A 15,246-nucleotide genomic window follows, 5' to 3' on the forward strand; every position below is an offset into this window, starting at 1 on the left:
CGGCCGGAGCGGTCGTCGCCGCCAGTACTTTTCCTCTCATCGTGAACCGCTGGAGCGGAGGGATGCGACAGAGAGGCATGACACCGATGAACGGGCTGAGACGTGGCAGGACGCCCGGCTGCTGGAGGCCGTGGCCGACGGCGACCGGCGTGCGCTGGAAGTCCTCTATGCCCGGCACGCGCCCTGGCTGCTCCTCCGGCTCACCCGCCGCTGCGCCGACCCGGCCGTGGTGGACGAGGCGGTCCAGGACACCTTCGTCGCGGTCTGGCGTACCGCGCGCAAGTGGAACGGGCGGGGCGAGGTCGCGGCCTGGATCTGGGGGATCGGCGTGCGCCGCCTGCTCGACCAGCTGCGCCGCCGCCCCGCGGCGGCGCTGCCCGCCCACGAGCAGGTCATGGTCTCCGCCGAGGAGCAGGTGCTGCTCGGCATCGAGTACGGCGAGCTCGGCCGGGCGCTCAACCAGCTCTCCCCGGAGCTGCGCGCCGTGGTCCAGGCGACCGTGCTGGACGGCCTGACCACCCGCGAGGCCGGACGCCTGCTCGGCATCCCGACCGGCACGGTCAAGACCCGGATGATGCGCGCCCGCGCGCTGCTGAGGGAGGAGCTGGCGTGAGCGCCTGGCACATGGACGACGGCATGGCCGCGGCGTACGCGGCGGGCGAGCTGCCCGCGACGCCCGCCGCCTCCGTCGAGGCCCACCTGCTGGCCTGCGAGCGGTGCCGGCTCCTGCTGGCCGCGCGGGTGCCGCAGGCCCGCCTGGACCGGGTCTGGGACGACATCGCCGACGCCGTGGACGCGCCCGCGCCCCGCCCGGTCGAACGGCTGCTGCGGGCCGCCGGGATGCGCGAGCACACCGCCCGCCTGCTGGGCGCCACGACCTCGCTGCGGCTGCCGTGGCTGGCCGCGAGCGCCGTGGCGCTGTTCTTCGCCGCGTTGGCCTCGGGGGAGACGACCCGGTGGGGGCTGCTGACGTTCCTCACGCTGGCGCCGGTCGTACCGGTGGCCGGGGTCGCCGTGGCCTTCGGGCGGGACGGCGATCCGGCGTACGAGATCGGGCTGGCCGCGCCGTACTCGACGTTCCGGCTGATGCTGATGCGGGCCGCCGCCGTGGTGGCGTCGTCGTCGGCGCTGGCGCTGGCGGCCGGGCTGACCCTGCCGGGCGGCGGCTGGGCGACGGCCGCGTGGCTGCTGCCCTCGCTCGCCCTGACCTCGCTGACCCTGGCGCTGTCCAGCCGGTACGACCCGCGCCGCTGCGCCGTCGCGGTGACCGTGCCCTGGGTGGCCGCGGTCGTCGCCACGAACGTGCGCGAGCCGGACCTGGCCATGTTCGGGGCCGCCGGGCAGGCCGGCTACCTGGCCGTCATCGTGGTGTCCGTCGTCCTGCTCGTCGTCCGTCGCGGGGAGTTCTCATGATCGAGGCAGTCGGCCTGGTGAAGACCTACGGCCGCAACCGGGCCCTGGACGGGCTCACCCTCAGCGCGGGCAAGGGCGTCACCGGCCTGCTCGGCCCGAACGGCGCGGGCAAGAGCACCCTCGTCCGGGTCCTCGCGACCGTCCTCGCGCCGGACGGGGGCGAGCTGCGGCTGCTCGGCCGCGACCCGGGCGCGGGCCGGCTGGAGATCCGGCGGCGGCTCGGTTACCTGCCGCAGGACCTGGGCTTCCAGCGCGGCCTCACCGCCTTCGAGTTCGTCGACTACGTGGCGGTCCTGAAGGAGATGACACACCGCAGGTCCAGGCACGACGAGGTGCGCCGGGTGATCGAGGAGGTCGGGCTCACGTCCGTGAGCGGCAGGCGCGTGCGTACGCTGTCGGGCGGCATGCGGCGGCGCCTCGGCATCGCCCGGGCGCTGCTCGGCGAGCCCGAGCTGATCCTTCTGGACGAGCCCGCCGCCGGTCTCGACCCGGAGCAGCGGCTGCTGTTCGGCGAGCTGGTCGCGCGCCTCGGCCAGGACCGCGCGGTCGTGCTGTCCACCCACCAGACGGAGGACGTCGCCGCCCTCTGCGACCGGGTGGTCGTGCTCAAGGGCGGCCGGTGCGCGTTCACCGGCACCCCGGCGGAGCTCCGGGCGCTGGCCGAGGGGCAGGTCTGGGTGTCGGCGGAGAAGGCGGCCGGCCGCTCCCGGCGGACCGGTGACGGCCGGTACCGCGGCCTCGGGCCCGCCCCCGGGGACGCCCGTCCCGCCGACCCCACCCTGGAGGACGGCTACCTGCTGCTCCTCACCGGCGCGACCGCGGAGACGACGGCATGACGCGCCACGTGAGCCCCATCGCGCCGGGCACCTCCGACGAGCTGGAGAACGGCGGCGGACCCGCGCACCTGCTGCCCGCGCTCGCGCTGGCCGAGACCCGGCGGCTGATGCTGCACCCGCTCGCGATCACGGGCCTGGCCCTGTACCTGATCGGCCTGGCCACCACGGAATGGGCGCCCAGGCCCGCCTACAGCGCGCTCACCAGCCAACTCGTCCTCCCGCTGGGCGTGCCGCTGTTCTTCGCCGCGACGCTCACGGCCTCGGCCACCAGACGCGCGGGCACCGACGAGCTGCTGGCCGCGACCCCCGCCGGACGCGACCTGCGCACCGCGGCCTCCTGCCTGGCCGCGCTGGGGCCGTTCCTGCTGGCCTGCGCGATGCAGGCCGTCCTGGCGACGGTCTACGCCGTCGCCGACGTCGAGCTGGAGCGGTTCCCGAGCGTCCACGAGATCGGCGCCGGGCCGTTGTGCGTGCTCGGGGCCGGCACGCTGGGGGTCGCGGTGGCCCGGTGGCTGCCGTGGCCGGGGGCGTCCGTCCTGGTGATGCTCGTGCTGATCGCCGTCAACGGGGTCGTGGAGCCGCTGCACTCGACGCTGACCATGCTGGGCTTCTACGTCGAGTTCGCGCGGTGGGGGCCGCCGCCGTACCTGGACGGCGTGGGCTTCGTGGCCGGCTCGCCCGACTGGCACGCCCTCTACCTGCTGGCGCTGAGCCTGGGGGCCGGGGCGCTTGCCATGACCCGCGACTCGGCTCGGCGCGGGCTCTGGCTCGGCATCGGCGCTGCCCTGGTCACGATCGCGGCCGTGGCCGCCACCCGGCAACTGCCGTGACCCCGCCCACCTCGCGGCACCCGCTCGTGCGGGCGCCGGGCGTACGTGGCCGGGCGCGTGCGCTGCTCGTGCGGGTGCCGGGTGTGCGTGGCCGGGCGCGTGCGTTGCTGGTCCGGGTGCCCGGTGTGCGTGGCTGGGCGGGGGCGTCGCTCGTCCGGCGGCTGCGGCGGGCCGTCGCCGCCACCGGGCCGCAGGCCGCGCTGGCCGCCGTGGTCGAGCTGGTACGGGACGGGCTGCCGGCCGCCGGGGTCGCCGTGGAGCTGGCCGGCGTCCGGATCGTGTCGGGCGAGCCCTGGCCGGTGGCCCACGACGTGCCGCTCGTGTGGCACGGACGGGCGGTGGGCCGCCTGCTGATCACCCCGTCCGCCGACCCGCGGGCGGTCGCCGCGATCACCCCGTACGTCGCCGGCGCCGCCCACACCATGGCCGTCACCGCGGACCTGCGCCGGGCCAGGGAACGCGTGCTCGCCATCCGCGAGGAGGAACGCCGCCGCCTCCACCACGACCTGCGCGAGGGGCTCGGCCGGGCACTGCGCGACCTGGCCGGGACGGTCGACGCCGCCGCCACCGGCCACCGCACCGACCCGGCCGCGGCCGACCGGCTCCTGCACGACCTGAGCGCCGCCATGAACACGATCAGCCAGGAGATCAGAGCCCTGCTCCAGGACCCGCACCCGCAACCGGCCTCGTCCCCGCTCCCGCTCCCGGGCCCGCGCCCGCGTCCTCGCGTGCCGTCGCCGCGGCTCGACCGGGCGCGGGCTCATTCGGGGGCGACCGGCGTGACGTAGACCTCGCGGATCTCCGGACGACGCCGCAGGCGTTCCTCGACCGCGGCCATGGCCCGCTCGGCCCGGGGCAGGTCGGTGGCCGAGGCGAGGGTCACCCGGGCGGCCACCATGACCTGGTGGGGCCCGACGATCACCCCGCGCACCCCCGTGACATCCGGCACCTCGACGATCGCGCGGCGGATGCGGGCCAGGTCGGCGGCGGCCACGCTGGGCGCGGCGATGAGGTTCTGGTTGAGCCGCAGCAGCAGGCCCGAGACCGCGACCAGTAGGATCCCGATCAGCACGCTGCCCAGCGAGTCGAAGACCTCGTTCCCGGTCGCCTGGTGCAGCGCGAGGCCGGCCACCGCGATCGGGCCGCTGACCACGGCCGCCGCATTGGCCAGGGTCACGGTCTTGGCCGCCGGGTCGCTGCCGGCCAGCAGCTCCGCCCACAACGACCGGCCGGTCACCGTGGCCCGCGCGCCGAGCGCCCGTACCGAGACGGCCAGGGCCCACCCGTCGCTGACCGTGATCAGCACGATCACCAGGTAGCCCAGCGCGTACGAACCGCCCGAGGCCGACGGCTCGCCCAGGCCCTCCACGATCGAGGCGACGCCCCCGCCCACGAACAGCCCCACGGCGGCGAACAGCGACCAGAAGAAGATCTCCTGCCCGTAGCCGAGCGGGTGGCGCTCGTCGGCCGGACGGGCCACCCGCGCCAGCCCGATGAGCAGGAACACCTCCACCCCGAAGTCGGCCACGCTGAACATGGCCTCGGCGTACAGGATGGCCGAGCCGGTGACCGCCGCCAGGACCCCGAGGACGACGGCCTGCGCCCCCACGACCACCATCGTGACGATCACGCTGGTCCGGCTGCTGGGCCGCGCGCTCATGCCCGCACGACCTCCCGGCCGGCGGTCATCGCTTCGGTGTCACCCGTACGACGGCGCGGCCGCGGTCGAAGGAGAGGAAACGCAGGACGACGTCGTTCAGGGTGAGCGTGGTGACGCCCCGGATGTAGCCCGAGCAGCCGCCGCCCTCGTCGAACTTGCAGGTGGACGCGCCGCCCTGCTCGCCCTGGGAGCTCATGTCCCCGCCCCCGGTGAAGTCCGCCTCCCAGGTGACCTTGTCGCCCTGGACGCTTCCGACGGCGAACCGGGAGACCCCGTGACGCTGCCCGAACCGCAGGACGTCGCCCGCCCTGAGGGTGACCTCGCACCGGGCGTCCGCACACCCGCCGACCTCCCGCCCGCCCTCGCCCGCGGCGGCATCGGGAGGCGACTCACCCGACGCGGACCCGGACGACGCGGATTCGGACGGCCCGGACGGCGACGTGCGCCCGGCCGTCCCGACGGGACCGGCGCATCCGGTCAGAGAGCAAGCCAGCAGAAGTACAAGCCACTTGACCATGGCAAACACCCTAGGCTCCGGGACCGACCCGGCCCCGGAGCCTCGCCCGGCGCGCCGCCGCACGTGCTCGAAGAGTGACGCGCGAGGCCCACTCGACGCACAGCCGCCGGACCGGCCGGAGGCGCAGCCGTGCAGGGCGGTCGCGCATGGAACGGGTCCGGAACGGGATGGAACGCCCTGATTTACGTGAGTCATTCGTCGAAGTCCTCGATACCCGCCGGCCACACCGGCCACGTCACCGGACCGCGCCGCTCTCCGGTGTCGTCGTTGGCGTTGCTCATCGCCGGTCAGGGGTTCTCCGGTTTCGGCGACCAGTTCTTCGTCGTCGCCCTGCCGGGGATCGTGCTGCTGCGGCACGGCACCGCGACCCTCGGCACGGTGCTGACGGTCTACGGGGTCTTCCGGCTGGTCGGGCTCGTGCTCGGCGGCCCGCTCGCGGACCGCTGGACGCCCAGGCCGGTCATGCTGGCGGCCGACGTCGTGCGGGCCCCGGCCGCCGGGCTGCTGTGCGCCCTGGCCTGGGACGGCGCGGACCGGCTCTGGGCGCTGGCGGCGGGCGCGGCGGTGCTCGGCCTGGCCGGGGGCGCCTTCCTGCCGGCGAACTTCGCCGTCATCCCCGACATCGTCGAGGAGTCGCGGGTCCAGCGCGCCAACAGCCGCAACTACGCGACCGCGCAGGCCGTCGCGCTGACCGGGCCGGTGGTCGCGGGCGTGTTCGTCGCCCGTCTGGGCCCGGGACCGGCGCTCGCCGTGGACGCGGCCTCCTTCGTGGTGTCGGTGGCGACCCTGTGGTTCGTCCGGCCGCACCCCGGCCGGGTGCGTCCGGAGCGGGGCAGCGGCGGGCCCGGCATGTGGGCCGTCGTGCGCGGGTTCCCGCTGTTCAGGGTCATCCTGACGCTGGCCGCCGTCGGCAATCTCGGGTTCGCCGGGATCCTGGAGGTCGGGCTGCCCGCGCTGCTGCACGAGAGCGCGCTGGCCACGTTCTCCACCGCGTACGGGATCGTGCTGGCGGCCTTCGGGCTCGGCGCGCTCGCGGGCAGCGTCGCGGCGGGCCTGCTGCGCGCCCCGCGCAACCCGGTACGGGCGGCGGTCCTGCTGATGCTCCCGCAGGCCGCGCTGCTCGGCGCGGTCGGCCTGATCGAGGGCCAGTCATGGCCCGCGGCGCTCTTTCTCGGCGCGGGCGCGGCGAACGCGGCGGGCAACGTGCTGCTGATCACCGTCGTGCACACCACGCTGCCCGCGGCGGTGCGCGGGCGCGTGTCCGGGGCGCTGCTGGTGGCCTCGTTCGGGCTCTTCCCCGTGGGCGCGCTGCTCGCGGGACTCCTGGCTTCCGCGGCCGGTCCGAGGGCGGTGTTCCTTCTCGGGGCCGCCCTCGTGGCCGCGGCAGGTGTGGCCGGTCTCGTCTCCGGGCCGGTCCGGGCATTCGCGAGAGGGGGTGAATCGCATGACGTACGAGATGAACGACCTGGGCACTGAGGCGCCGGTCGAGGTGAGCTGGATCGTTTTCTGATCCTGACGACAGGCCCGCAGAAAGCGGCAGTCAGCAACAAGAGCATCCGGGGGGAACGGCCGCCCCCGGATGCCCGTTCGGCCATTTCCGACCCGACGGCGCAGAAGGACGAAGGAAGATGCCCGTTTCGCTCGACAGACTCATCCGTGTCAAACCCATCTACCCGGTGTACCGGCTGGACGGCACCCGGTTCCGGATCGGCGCCCAGGCAGGCGTCACCATCGACTTCACCGACCCGTACGGACAACTCTGGACCCTCGTCGAAGCGCTCGACGGCACCCGGACGCTCGGCGAGGTCGCCGCGGCGGTGGGCCGGGCGCACCCGGGCATCGGCGTCGAGGACGTGCTCAACGCGGTCCGCGACCTGGACGGCCGCGGCTTCCTGGAGGACGCCCGCCCCAGCCCGTACGACGGCGGCGACGCGCGCCGCTACCAGGGCAACGTCAACTACTTCAGCCACTACGCCGGCCTGTCCGCCGCCCGCGAGCAGCCGCAGGACCGGCTGCGCGGCGCCCACTGCGTGCTGCTCGGCCTGGGCGGCGGCGGCTCGTACATCCTGCCCATGCTGCTGGCGGCCGGGTTCGGCCGGATCACGGCCGTCGACTACGACCGGGTCGAGCTGAGCAACCTGAACCGGCAGTTCCTCTACCGGGAGAGCGATCTCGGCGCGTACAAGACCGCGGTGGCCGCGCGGACGGCCAAGGAGGTGAACCCGGGCGTCGAGTTCGCCGCCGTGCAGCGCAGGATCGAGTCGGCCGCGGACGTCGCCCGGCTCGTCCGGGGCGCCGACGTCGCGATCTGCGCGATCGATGAGCCGCCGTTCGTCGCGCAGCGCCGGGTGAACGCGGGCTGCGTGCAGGAGGGGGTGCCGTACGTGTGCGGCGGCTCGTTCGTCACCCGGGGCCGGCTGTTCTCGGTGCGTCCGCACGAGACGGGCTGCATGGACTGCCTGCACCTGTACTACTCGCGCGCCGACCCCAGCTATCTCGCCCAGCTCGCCGGGGCGCTGCGGGCCGAGCAGGGCCGGGTGACCCTCGCCTTCGCCCCGCACATCGCGCTGGTCGCGTCGCTGATCGCCGGCGAGGCGATCCGGCTGGTCACCGGCCACGCCGAGCCGATCGCCCTGGGCCGCCAGCTCGACGTGCACTTCGAGACCGGCGAGCTGGAGGTCATGTCCCAGTGGCCGCGCGACCCGGACGGCTGCCCGGTCTGCGGCGACGGCGCCGACGCGGCCTCGTTCGCGGTGTGGGCGGAGGCGGAGAGCGCCTCGCCTATGCTTCGCTAGATGGACGTCATCCATCCCCCCAAACTCAGAGCGGGCGACGTCGTCCGCGTGGTCGCGCCGGCCTGCTCGCGCGCGATGGTCATGGAGCACGACCACACCGCGATCATCGACGCCCGCTTCGCCGAGCTCGGCCTGACGCTCACCTACGGCCGCCACGTCGACGAGCGGGACGCCTTCGACTCCAGCAGCGTCGCCTCCCGCGTCGCCGACCTGCACGACGCCTTCGCCGACCCGTCGGTGGCGGCGATCCTGACCGTCATCGGCGGCTACAACTGCAACGAGCTCCTGCCGCACCTCGACTGGGAGCTGATCCGGGCCAACCCCAAGATCCTGTGCGGCTACTCCGACATCACCGCCCTGCAGAACGCCGTCCTCGCCCGCGCCGGGCTGGTCACGTACTCCGGGCCCCACTGGTCGACGTTCGGGATGCGCGACCACTTCGAGCAGACCCTGGAGTGGTTCGCCTCCGTCCTGTTCGGCGACGCGCCGGTCGAGCTGGGGGCGTCGAAGTACTGGACCGACGACCTGTGGTTCCTCGACCAGGACGGGCGCGAGCCGATCCCCAACGAGGGCTGGTGGGCGCTGCGGCCCGGCGCCGCCGAGGGGCGCGTCGTCGGCGGCAACCTCTGCACCCTGAACCTGCTGCAGGGCACGCCGTACATGCCGTCACTCGACGGCGCGCTGCTGATCGTGGAGGACGACCTGGAGTCCCACCCGGCGACCTTCGCCCGCAACCTCACCTCGCTGCTCCAGCTCCCGGGCGCCGAGACCGTCCGCGGCCTGGTGATCGGGCGGTTCCAGCAGGCCAGCCGGATGACCCGGGCCCTTCTCGAGCAGATCGTCGAGACCCAGCCGGGGTTGCGGGACGTTCCCGTCCTGGCCAACGTCGACGTCGGCCACACCAACCCGCTCGCCACCTTCCCGGTCGGCGGCCGGGCCCGCCTGACGGTCACCCCCGAACCGTCGCTGACCCTCATCAGCCACTGACCCTCGCCGACCGGTGACCCGCCGTCGCTAGGACGCGGCGGCGGGCTCACGCCGCGGGGCCGTGGCCTCGGCCAGGGCCTCGCGCTCGGCCTCGACCAGGGTGCGGCAGCGCGCCGCCTCGGCCTCCACCCGGGCCTCGTCCCAGCCGAGCAGCCCCGCCATCAGCCGCGCCACCACGGGGGCCGCGTCGAGCGCGGCGGGGATCGCCTCGATGAGCATCCGGGTCCGGCGCGACAGGACGTCCTCGGCGTGCAGCGCGCCCTCGTGCGTGACGGCGTACACCACCTCGGCCCTGATCCACGGGCACCCCTCCACCAGCGGCTCGCCGAGCGAGCGGTCGTCGTCCACCAGGGCGAGCACCTCCATCGCGAGCGTGCCGTAACGCTGGACGAGGTGCTCCACGACGTCGGCGTCCACGTCGTGGTCCTCGGCCAGCCGCCGGACGGACGCGCGCACCGCCGGCAGCCCGTCCGCGCCGATCAGCGGCAGCCGGTCGGTCACCGACTCCGGCACGTCGAAGCCCTCCAGCGCCGCGTCGACCACGTCCTTGGCCATGACCCGGTACGTGGTGAACTTGCCCCCGGCGATCGTGGCCAGGCCCGGCGCCGGCACGTCCACGACGTGCTCGCGGGACAGCTTCGTGGTCGCCGAGTTCTCGTCGGCCGCCACCAGCGGGCGCAGGCCCACGTAGACGCCCACCACGTCGTCGCGGGTCAGCGGCCGGGCCAGCACGGCGTTGGCGTGGTCGAGGATGTAGTCGATGTCCTCGCCGGTGGCGGCCGGCTCCTCGCGGTCGCCGTCGTACTCGGTGTCGGTGGTGCCGACGATCCACCGCCGCCGCGTCCAGGGGATGATGAACAGCACGCTCTTCTCGGTCGGGATGATCATTCCGGTGGACGACGCGATGGCCTCGCCCGGCACCATCACGTGCACGCCCTTCGACATCCTGACCTTGAAACCGGCCGGCGCCGAGCCGGGCAGCCCGTTGATCGGGTCGGTCCACACGCCCGCGCACACCACCACGGCGTCGGCCCTGACGTCGAGGTCGCGGCCGGTCTCCTCGTCATGCACGCGGGCGCCGACGACGCGCTCGCTGCCCTGGTCGCGCAGCATCTCGACGACCCGCGTCCGGGTGGCGATCACGGCGCCGTGCGCGGCGGCCGTCCTGGCCAGGGTGAGGGTGAAACGCGCGTCGTCCACCTGGGCGTCGAAGTAGATCATGCTGCCCGACACCGCGTCCGCGCGGAGGCCGGGCGCCATCCGGCGCGACTCCTTGACCGACAGGTACCGGTGCCGGGGCATCGGCCGGCGCATGCCCTCCAGCGTGTCGTACAGGGTGAGCCCGGCCCCCACGTACGGCCGCTCGATGAGCCCGTGCTGCAGCGGATACAGGAACGTGACCGGCTTGACCAGGTGCGGGGCCAGCCGCGAGACCAGCAGGTCGCGCTCCTTCAGCGCCTCGCGGACCAGCTTGAAGTCGAACTGCTCCAGGTAGCGCAGCCCGCCGTGGATGAGCTTGCTCGACCTGCTGGACGTGCCGGCGGCCAGGTCGCGGCTCTCCACCAGCGCGACCCGCAGCCCGCGGGAGGCGGCGTCCAGCGCGGCGCCCGCGCCGGTCACGCCGCCGCCGATCACCAGCACGTCGAAGGACTGCTCCGCCAGCCGGTCGATGGCTGCCTGACGGTTCCTGGCGTCCATCGCCCCGGTCATGTTCATCGATCCCCCGAACAACACTTTGTGCTCATACGCTCACGATCCGTATACGTTTCCCCGATCGGGGAATGGCACACAACGCCGACACCACGAAAGCGGGGACAGCGGTGGTCGAACGTGTCAAACGCCTGGAACTGGCCGGTGAGCTCATCGCCGAGTTCGCCGGCACGATGGTGCTCATCCTGTTCGGGGTGGGCGTCGTCGCCCAGGTGGTCGCGGCGGGCCTCGGCGACCACGACAGCATCGCCTGGGCGTGGGGGATCGGCGTCGCGCTCGGCGTCTACGTCGCGGGCCGCATCACCGGCGCCCATCTCAACCCGGCCGTCACGCTGGCGTTCGCGACCTTCCGCGGGTTCCCGTGGGCCAAGGTGCTGCCGTACTCGCTGGCGCAGACCGCGGGGGCGTTCGTCGGGGCGCTGCTGGTGCGCTGGAACTACACCGAGGTGCTGAACAAGGTGGATCCCGGGCACACGCTGAAGACCCAGACCGTCTTCTCCACCCTGCCCGGCAACGGCTCGCTCCCGGTCGGCGCCTGGGGCGGGTTCCGCGACCAGATCATCGGCACCGCCATCCTGATGTTCGTCCTGTACGCCCTGTCCGACTCGCACAACCTCGCGCCCAGCGCCAACCTCAGCCCGGTGGTCATCGGCCTGCTCATCGTCGGCATCGGCATGGCGTGGGGCGCCGACGCCGGCTACGCGATCAACCCGGCGCGCGACTTCGGGCCGCGCCTGGCCAGCTTCCTCACCGGCTACTCCGGCGCCTGGCGCGACCAGTACGGCGACCTGTACTTCTGGGTGCCCATCGTCGGCCCCCTGCTCGGCGGCCTGGCCGGCGCCGGGCTCTACCAGCTCATGATCGCCCGGTTCCTCCCCGAGCCCGAGCCCGACATCGAGGACGCGGGCCGCGTCTGACCCGAACGGAGGAGAACGACCATGCCCGATTTCGTGGGGGCCGTCGACCAGGGCACCACCAGCACCAGGTTCATGATCTTCAACCACGGCGGCCTGGAGGTGTGCAAGTTCCAGCTCGAACACGAGCAGATCCTCCCCAGGGCGGGCTGGGTGGAGCACAACCCCATCGAGATCTCGACCAGGACGTCCGCGGTGATCGAGACGGCGCTCCAGCGGACCGGGCTGCACGACACCGACCTGGCCGCCGTGGGCATCACCAACCAGCGCGAGACCACGGTCGTGTGGAACCCGCGCACCGGCCGCCCGTACTGCAACGCCATCGTGTGGCAGGACACCAGGAGCGCCAGGATCGCCGCGCAGCTCGAACGGGACGGCCGCGGCGAGGTCATCCGCAGGAAGACGGGCCTGCGGCCGGACGCCTACTTCTCCGGCGGCAAGATCCAGTGGATCCTGGAGAACGTCGAGGGCGTACGCCAGGCGGCCGAGCGGGGCGAGGCGGTCTTCGGCAACACCGACACCTGGACCCTGTGGAACCTCACCGGCGGCGCCCGCGGCGGCGTGCACGTCACCGACGTGACCAACGCCAGCCGCACCATGCTGATGGACCTGGAGACGCTGGAGTGGGACGACGAGCTGCTGTCCTTCTTCGGCATCCCGCGCGAGATGCTGCCGGAGATCCGCCCGTCCTCGGAGCCCGCCTCCTACGGCACCACCAGCAGGTACGGCCCGTTCGGCGGCGAGGTGCCGATCACCGGCATCCTCGGCGACCAGCAGGCGGCCACCGTCGGCCAGGTGTGCTTCTCGCCGGGCGAGGCCAAGAACACCTACGGCACCGGCAACTTCATGCTCCTCAACACCGGCACCGACCTCGTACGCTCCGAGCGCGGCCTGCTCACCACCGTCGCCTACAAGTTCGCCGGCCAGCCGGCCGTGTTCGCGCTGGAGGGCTCGATCGCGGTGACCGGGTCGGCCGTGCAGTGGCTGCGCGACCAGTTGCACATCATCCGTTCCTCCGCGCAGAGCGAGGACCTGGCCCGGCAGGTGACCGACAACGGCGGGATCTACTTCGTCCCGGCGTTCTCGGGGTTGTTCGCGCCGTACTGGCGGCCCGACGCGCGCGGCGCGATCGTCGGCCTGTCCCGGTACAACAGGGACGCCCACCTGGCGCGCGCCACGCTGGAGGCCATCTGCTACCAGAGCAGGGACGTCGTGGAGGCCATGCAGCAGGACTCCGGGGTGGTGCTGGACGTGCTCAAGGTCGACGGCGGTGTCACCGCGAACAACCTGTGCATGCAGCTCCAGTCCGACATCCTGGGCGTGCCGGTCAGCCGTCCGGTGGTGGCCGAGACGACGGCGCTGGGCGCCGCGTACGCCGCCGGGCTGGCCGTCGGCTACTGGAAGGACACCGACGAACTGCGCGCCAACTGGGCCGAGGACCGGCGCTGGAACCCGGAGTGGAGCGACGAGCAGCGCGAGACGGGCTACGAGGGCTGGAAACGCGCGGTGAGCCGCACCCTCGACTGGGAGTCCTGACCGCCGGCCGGACCCCGGACGGCCGCGCCCGGCACGGCCGCGACCAGGCGGCCCGGCCCGGCCCCCGATCCGGGCGCGGGCCGCCTTTTTCGGGCGGGTCGCTCACATGCCGGGCGGCGGGTACGCCTCCGGGTGCTTCTTCGGGTCGGGCATCTGGTCCCAGGACGGGTCGTCGATCACCTTGCAGGGCTTGGCCGGCCCGTCGACCAGGAAGCCGCTGTACTGCCACAGCACCCTGGGCTTCTCGGGGCCGGAGGTCTGGTCGGCGTTCTCGGTGAACTCCAGAACAGCGGTCTGCCCCGCCTTGATGCGCTTGGGGTCGATCCGTAGCTGGCCGCCGCCCATCCGGAACGTCTTCGCGTTGGGGCTGTTCTCGATCGCCTCCCTGATCCTCTTCCGGACCGCGGGATCCTTGCTCCGGAGCTCCTCCTTGGTGAAGGAGGGGCCGGGGTCGGCGGGCGCGCGGTCGGGGGCGCAGCGGGTGCCGGGCTTGAGGTAGGAGACGTCGGAGGGCACGCCGAGCGCCGCCAGGTCCTTCTCCACCTGGGCGGGGTCGCGGAACTCGTTGATCCGCAGCGTGATCGTGCCGTCGGTGTTCCTGGTGACCGCGTAGGCGGGGGCGTCAGAACCGTTGAGGAACGGCGTCACGACCGCCGCGGCGGCCGCGACGGCGGCCACCGCCGCGCCGGTGAGCAGGCGCCGCCTGGTGCGCCGGCGCCGGGCCCCGTTGCGGGCCTCGATCTCGGCTTTCAGTTCCATCAGTACGTGCTCCTTGAAGTTCATCGGATTCCTTCCATGACGAAGGGAGCCATCTCCGGCACGTCCATGAGCGCGTGGCGGGCACGATGCAACCTGGCCCGGGCCGCTCCCTGCCGGATGCCCAGGGCGGTGGCCGCCTCGCTGATCGTGAGCTGGTCGATGACGACCAGTTCGAGCATCGCGCGGTCACCGTCGGGCAGTCCGGCCATGGCCTGGAAGGCCCGCCTGGCCAGGTTCTCGGCGTCTATCCGCGCCACGAGCTCGGCCACGTCGTCGGTGTCGAGGTGCCTTCGCCCGCCGACGCGACCGGCCAGCATCGTCTCCTTGTACGCCCGCCGCCGCTCGGCCGAGAGCGTGTTGCGCGCGACGCCGTACAGCCAGGCGATCTCACTGCCGCGTCCGGGGCGGTAGGTGTGGGCGGAGTCGAGCACCGCCATGAACACCTCCGCCACCAGGTCGGCGGCGGTGTGGGGATCATCGACCCGGCGGGCGATGAACGAGGTGACCGCATCGACGTGGCGCCGGTAGAAGGCTTCGAAAGCGTCCGGATCTGTAGCGATATCCGGCTGTTTGCGACGCACCGGCCGTGCTCCCTTCGTCGATTACACCCCTTCTTGGTCAGTAGCCGAGAAAACGTTATGAGAGCTGACAGAACAGACGCCTCGCGCCGGCTCTGACATCGCCGGGCGCGGTCTTGCTACGTTGCCCGGCATGGGCCACGGAACGAGATCACTGAGCCGGACCGACGTCACCACGGCGCTGGTCATGACCCTCGACGCCGCGGGCGCCGCCGTCCCCTACCGCCTGTGCGGCACGAGCGCGGCGCTCCTGCAGGGTGTCCCCCTGCCGGCCGGGGACATCGACCTTCTGATGCCCGGCCGGGCGGAACTGCACGTCTTCGCCGCGGCCCTGTCGCCGTTCCCCTGCCTCCATGCCCCCACCTGGATCGAGGGGAGCGCCCAGTACTTCGCCAGGTTCGCGGTGAACGGGGTCGAGGTCGAGCTCAGCACCGTCGAGCGGCAGGCCGAGTCGGACGCCCTGGAATGCGTCGGCGAAGGGCCGTGGCGGCATCACGTCCTGGTGGCGTGCGGCCCGCACCAGGTGCCGGCGGTCCGGCTGGAGATCCGGCTGGCCACCGAGCTCCTGCGCGACCGCGCCGACCGGTACGGCCCGCTCGTCGCCCACCTGCGCACCCACGGCTTCGACCCCGGCCTGCTGCGGCGCGCGATGGACGCCGCCGGCGTCCCGGCCGCCCGCCGGCGCCCGATCCTGGAGGATCTCCGGTGACC

Annotated in this window: 16 protein-coding genes; 11 read left to right on the forward strand and 5 right to left on the reverse strand. The window is 73.4% G+C overall.

Annotation, left to right across the window (positions count from 1 at the left end):
• Positions 1 to 49: 49 nt before the first annotated feature.
• The 5 genes from ACNF49_RS06985 to ACNF49_RS07005 are packed head-to-tail and all read left to right on the forward strand — an operon-like array spanning position 50 to position 3,867.
• Positions 50 to 613: an RNA polymerase sigma factor gene (locus ACNF49_RS06985; protein ID WP_498703796.1), complete on the forward strand. Its 564-nt coding sequence runs from the start codon at positions 50 to 52 to the stop codon at positions 611 to 613.
• Positions 610 to 1,413, forward strand: coding sequence for a zf-HC2 domain-containing protein (locus tag ACNF49_RS06990; RefSeq protein WP_482943144.1), 804 nt, complete (start codon positions 610 to 612; stop codon positions 1,411 to 1,413). The genes ACNF49_RS06985 and ACNF49_RS06990 overlap by 4 nt, the downstream gene beginning before the upstream one ends.
• Complete coding sequence (locus tag ACNF49_RS06995) at positions 1,410 to 2,249, forward strand: ATP-binding cassette domain-containing protein (RefSeq protein ID WP_482943145.1); 840 nt, start codon at positions 1,410 to 1,412, stop codon at positions 2,247 to 2,249. Before ACNF49_RS06990 ends, ACNF49_RS06995 begins: the two co-directional genes overlap by 4 nt.
• Positions 2,246 to 3,079: a hypothetical protein gene (locus ACNF49_RS07000; RefSeq protein ID WP_482943146.1), complete on the forward strand. Its 834-nt coding sequence runs from the start codon at positions 2,246 to 2,248 to the stop codon at positions 3,077 to 3,079. The genes ACNF49_RS06995 and ACNF49_RS07000 overlap by 4 nt, the downstream gene beginning before the upstream one ends.
• On the forward strand, positions 3,076 to 3,867 hold the full coding sequence (locus ACNF49_RS07005; RefSeq protein ID WP_482943147.1) for a sensor histidine kinase: 792 nt from the start codon (positions 3,076 to 3,078) through the stop codon (positions 3,865 to 3,867). The genes ACNF49_RS07000 and ACNF49_RS07005 overlap by 4 nt, the downstream gene beginning before the upstream one ends.
• Here ACNF49_RS07005 and ACNF49_RS07010 read toward each other — a convergent pair.
• Both ACNF49_RS07010 and ACNF49_RS07015 read right to left on the reverse strand, forming a co-directional pair.
• Positions 3,840 to 4,739 carry a cation diffusion facilitator family transporter gene (locus ACNF49_RS07010; RefSeq protein ID WP_482943148.1) on the reverse strand — a complete coding sequence of 300 codons (900 nt, stop codon included), beginning with the start codon at positions 4,737 to 4,739 and terminating at the stop codon, positions 3,840 to 3,842. The two genes, ACNF49_RS07005 and ACNF49_RS07010, sit on opposite strands and share 28 nt — an antisense overlap.
• A 25-nt stretch (positions 4,740 to 4,764) precedes the next feature.
• Positions 4,765 to 5,256 carry a hypothetical protein gene (locus tag ACNF49_RS07015; protein WP_482943149.1) on the reverse strand — a complete coding sequence of 164 codons (492 nt, stop codon included), beginning with the start codon at positions 5,254 to 5,256 and terminating at the stop codon, positions 4,765 to 4,767.
• Between the two features lie 186 nt (positions 5,257 to 5,442).
• Between ACNF49_RS07015 and ACNF49_RS07020 the strand changes: the two genes are divergently transcribed.
• From ACNF49_RS07020 to ACNF49_RS07030, 3 genes are all read left to right on the forward strand, one after another.
• Positions 5,443 to 6,732, forward strand: coding sequence for an MFS transporter (locus tag ACNF49_RS07020; protein WP_482943150.1), 1,290 nt, complete (start codon positions 5,443 to 5,445; stop codon positions 6,730 to 6,732).
• A 152-nt stretch (positions 6,733 to 6,884) separates the two neighbouring features.
• Positions 6,885 to 8,051, forward strand: coding sequence for a HesA/MoeB/ThiF family protein (locus ACNF49_RS07025; RefSeq protein WP_357983619.1), 1,167 nt, complete (start codon positions 6,885 to 6,887; stop codon positions 8,049 to 8,051).
• Positions 8,052 to 9,038 carry a S66 family peptidase gene (locus ACNF49_RS07030; RefSeq protein ID WP_482943151.1) on the forward strand — a complete coding sequence of 329 codons (987 nt, stop codon included), beginning with the start codon at positions 8,052 to 8,054 and terminating at the stop codon, positions 9,036 to 9,038. It begins immediately after the preceding gene.
• Between the two features lie 27 nt (positions 9,039 to 9,065).
• Here ACNF49_RS07030 and glpD read toward each other — a convergent pair whose 3' ends face one another.
• Positions 9,066 to 10,748: a glycerol-3-phosphate dehydrogenase gene (gene glpD, locus ACNF49_RS07035; RefSeq protein WP_357983612.1), complete on the reverse strand. Its 1,683-nt coding sequence runs from the start codon at positions 10,746 to 10,748 to the stop codon at positions 9,066 to 9,068.
• Positions 10,749 to 10,858: 110 nt separating this feature from the next.
• Here glpD and ACNF49_RS07040 point away from each other — a divergent pair, with 110 nt between their 5' ends.
• Positions 10,859 to 11,665, forward strand: a complete 807-nt coding sequence (locus tag ACNF49_RS07040; protein WP_482943152.1) for an MIP/aquaporin family protein — start codon at positions 10,859 to 10,861, stop codon at positions 11,663 to 11,665.
• A gap of 21 nt (positions 11,666 to 11,686) precedes the next feature.
• The gene (glpK, locus tag ACNF49_RS07045) at positions 11,687 to 13,198 is read left to right on the forward strand and encodes a glycerol kinase GlpK (RefSeq protein ID WP_357983606.1); all 1,512 of its coding nucleotides are present in this window, start codon (positions 11,687 to 11,689) and stop codon (positions 13,196 to 13,198) included.
• Between the two features lie 102 nt (positions 13,199 to 13,300).
• Here the strand turns inward: glpK and ACNF49_RS07050 are convergent, their stop codons facing one another.
• Both ACNF49_RS07050 and ACNF49_RS07055 read right to left on the reverse strand, forming a co-directional pair.
• Positions 13,301 to 13,957 (reverse strand): hypothetical protein, encoded by a 657-nt coding sequence (locus tag ACNF49_RS07050; RefSeq protein ID WP_482943153.1) that lies wholly within the window; start codon positions 13,955 to 13,957, stop codon positions 13,301 to 13,303.
• A 20-nt stretch (positions 13,958 to 13,977) separates the two neighbouring features.
• Positions 13,978 to 14,538: an RNA polymerase sigma factor gene (locus ACNF49_RS07055; protein WP_357983600.1), complete on the reverse strand. Its 561-nt coding sequence runs from the start codon at positions 14,536 to 14,538 to the stop codon at positions 13,978 to 13,980.
• 130 nt (positions 14,539 to 14,668) lie between these two features.
• On the opposite strand from ACNF49_RS07055, the gene ACNF49_RS07060 reads away from it, so the two are divergent.
• On the forward strand, positions 14,669 to 15,244 hold the full coding sequence (locus tag ACNF49_RS07060; RefSeq protein ID WP_482943154.1) for a hypothetical protein: 576 nt from the start codon (positions 14,669 to 14,671) through the stop codon (positions 15,242 to 15,244).
• The last annotated feature ends 2 nt before the right edge of the window (positions 15,245 to 15,246 follow it).

This window comes from Actinomadura sp. ATCC 39365, assembly GCF_054392275.1.

Excerpts from the sequence above, each read along its gene's own strand:
- ACNF49_RS06995 (WP_482943145.1), top strand. The coding sequence starts at position 1,410 with ATGATCGAGGCAGTCGGCCTGGTGAAGACCTACGGCCGCAACCGGGCC.
- ACNF49_RS07000 (WP_482943146.1), top strand. The coding sequence starts at position 2,246 with ATGACGCGCCACGTGAGCCCCATCGCGCCGGGCACCTCCGACGAGCTG.
- ACNF49_RS07010 (WP_482943148.1), bottom strand. The coding sequence starts at position 4,739 with ATGAGCGCGCGGCCCAGCAGCCGGACCAGCGTGATCGTCACGATGGTG.
- ACNF49_RS07015 (WP_482943149.1), bottom strand. The coding sequence starts at position 5,256 with ATGGTCAAGTGGCTTGTACTTCTGCTGGCTTGCTCTCTGACCGGATGC.
- ACNF49_RS07025 (WP_357983619.1), top strand. The coding sequence starts at position 6,885 with ATGCCCGTTTCGCTCGACAGACTCATCCGTGTCAAACCCATCTACCCG.
- ACNF49_RS07030 (WP_482943151.1), top strand. The coding sequence starts at position 8,052 with ATGGACGTCATCCATCCCCCCAAACTCAGAGCGGGCGACGTCGTCCGC.
- glpD (WP_357983612.1), bottom strand. The coding sequence starts at position 10,748 with ATGACCGGGGCGATGGACGCCAGGAACCGTCAGGCAGCCATCGACCGG.
- glpK (WP_357983606.1), top strand. The coding sequence starts at position 11,687 with ATGCCCGATTTCGTGGGGGCCGTCGACCAGGGCACCACCAGCACCAGG.
- ACNF49_RS07050 (WP_482943153.1), bottom strand. The coding sequence starts at position 13,957 with ATGGAACTGAAAGCCGAGATCGAGGCCCGCAACGGGGCCCGGCGCCGG.
- ACNF49_RS07060 (WP_482943154.1), top strand. The coding sequence starts at position 14,669 with ATGGGCCACGGAACGAGATCACTGAGCCGGACCGACGTCACCACGGCG.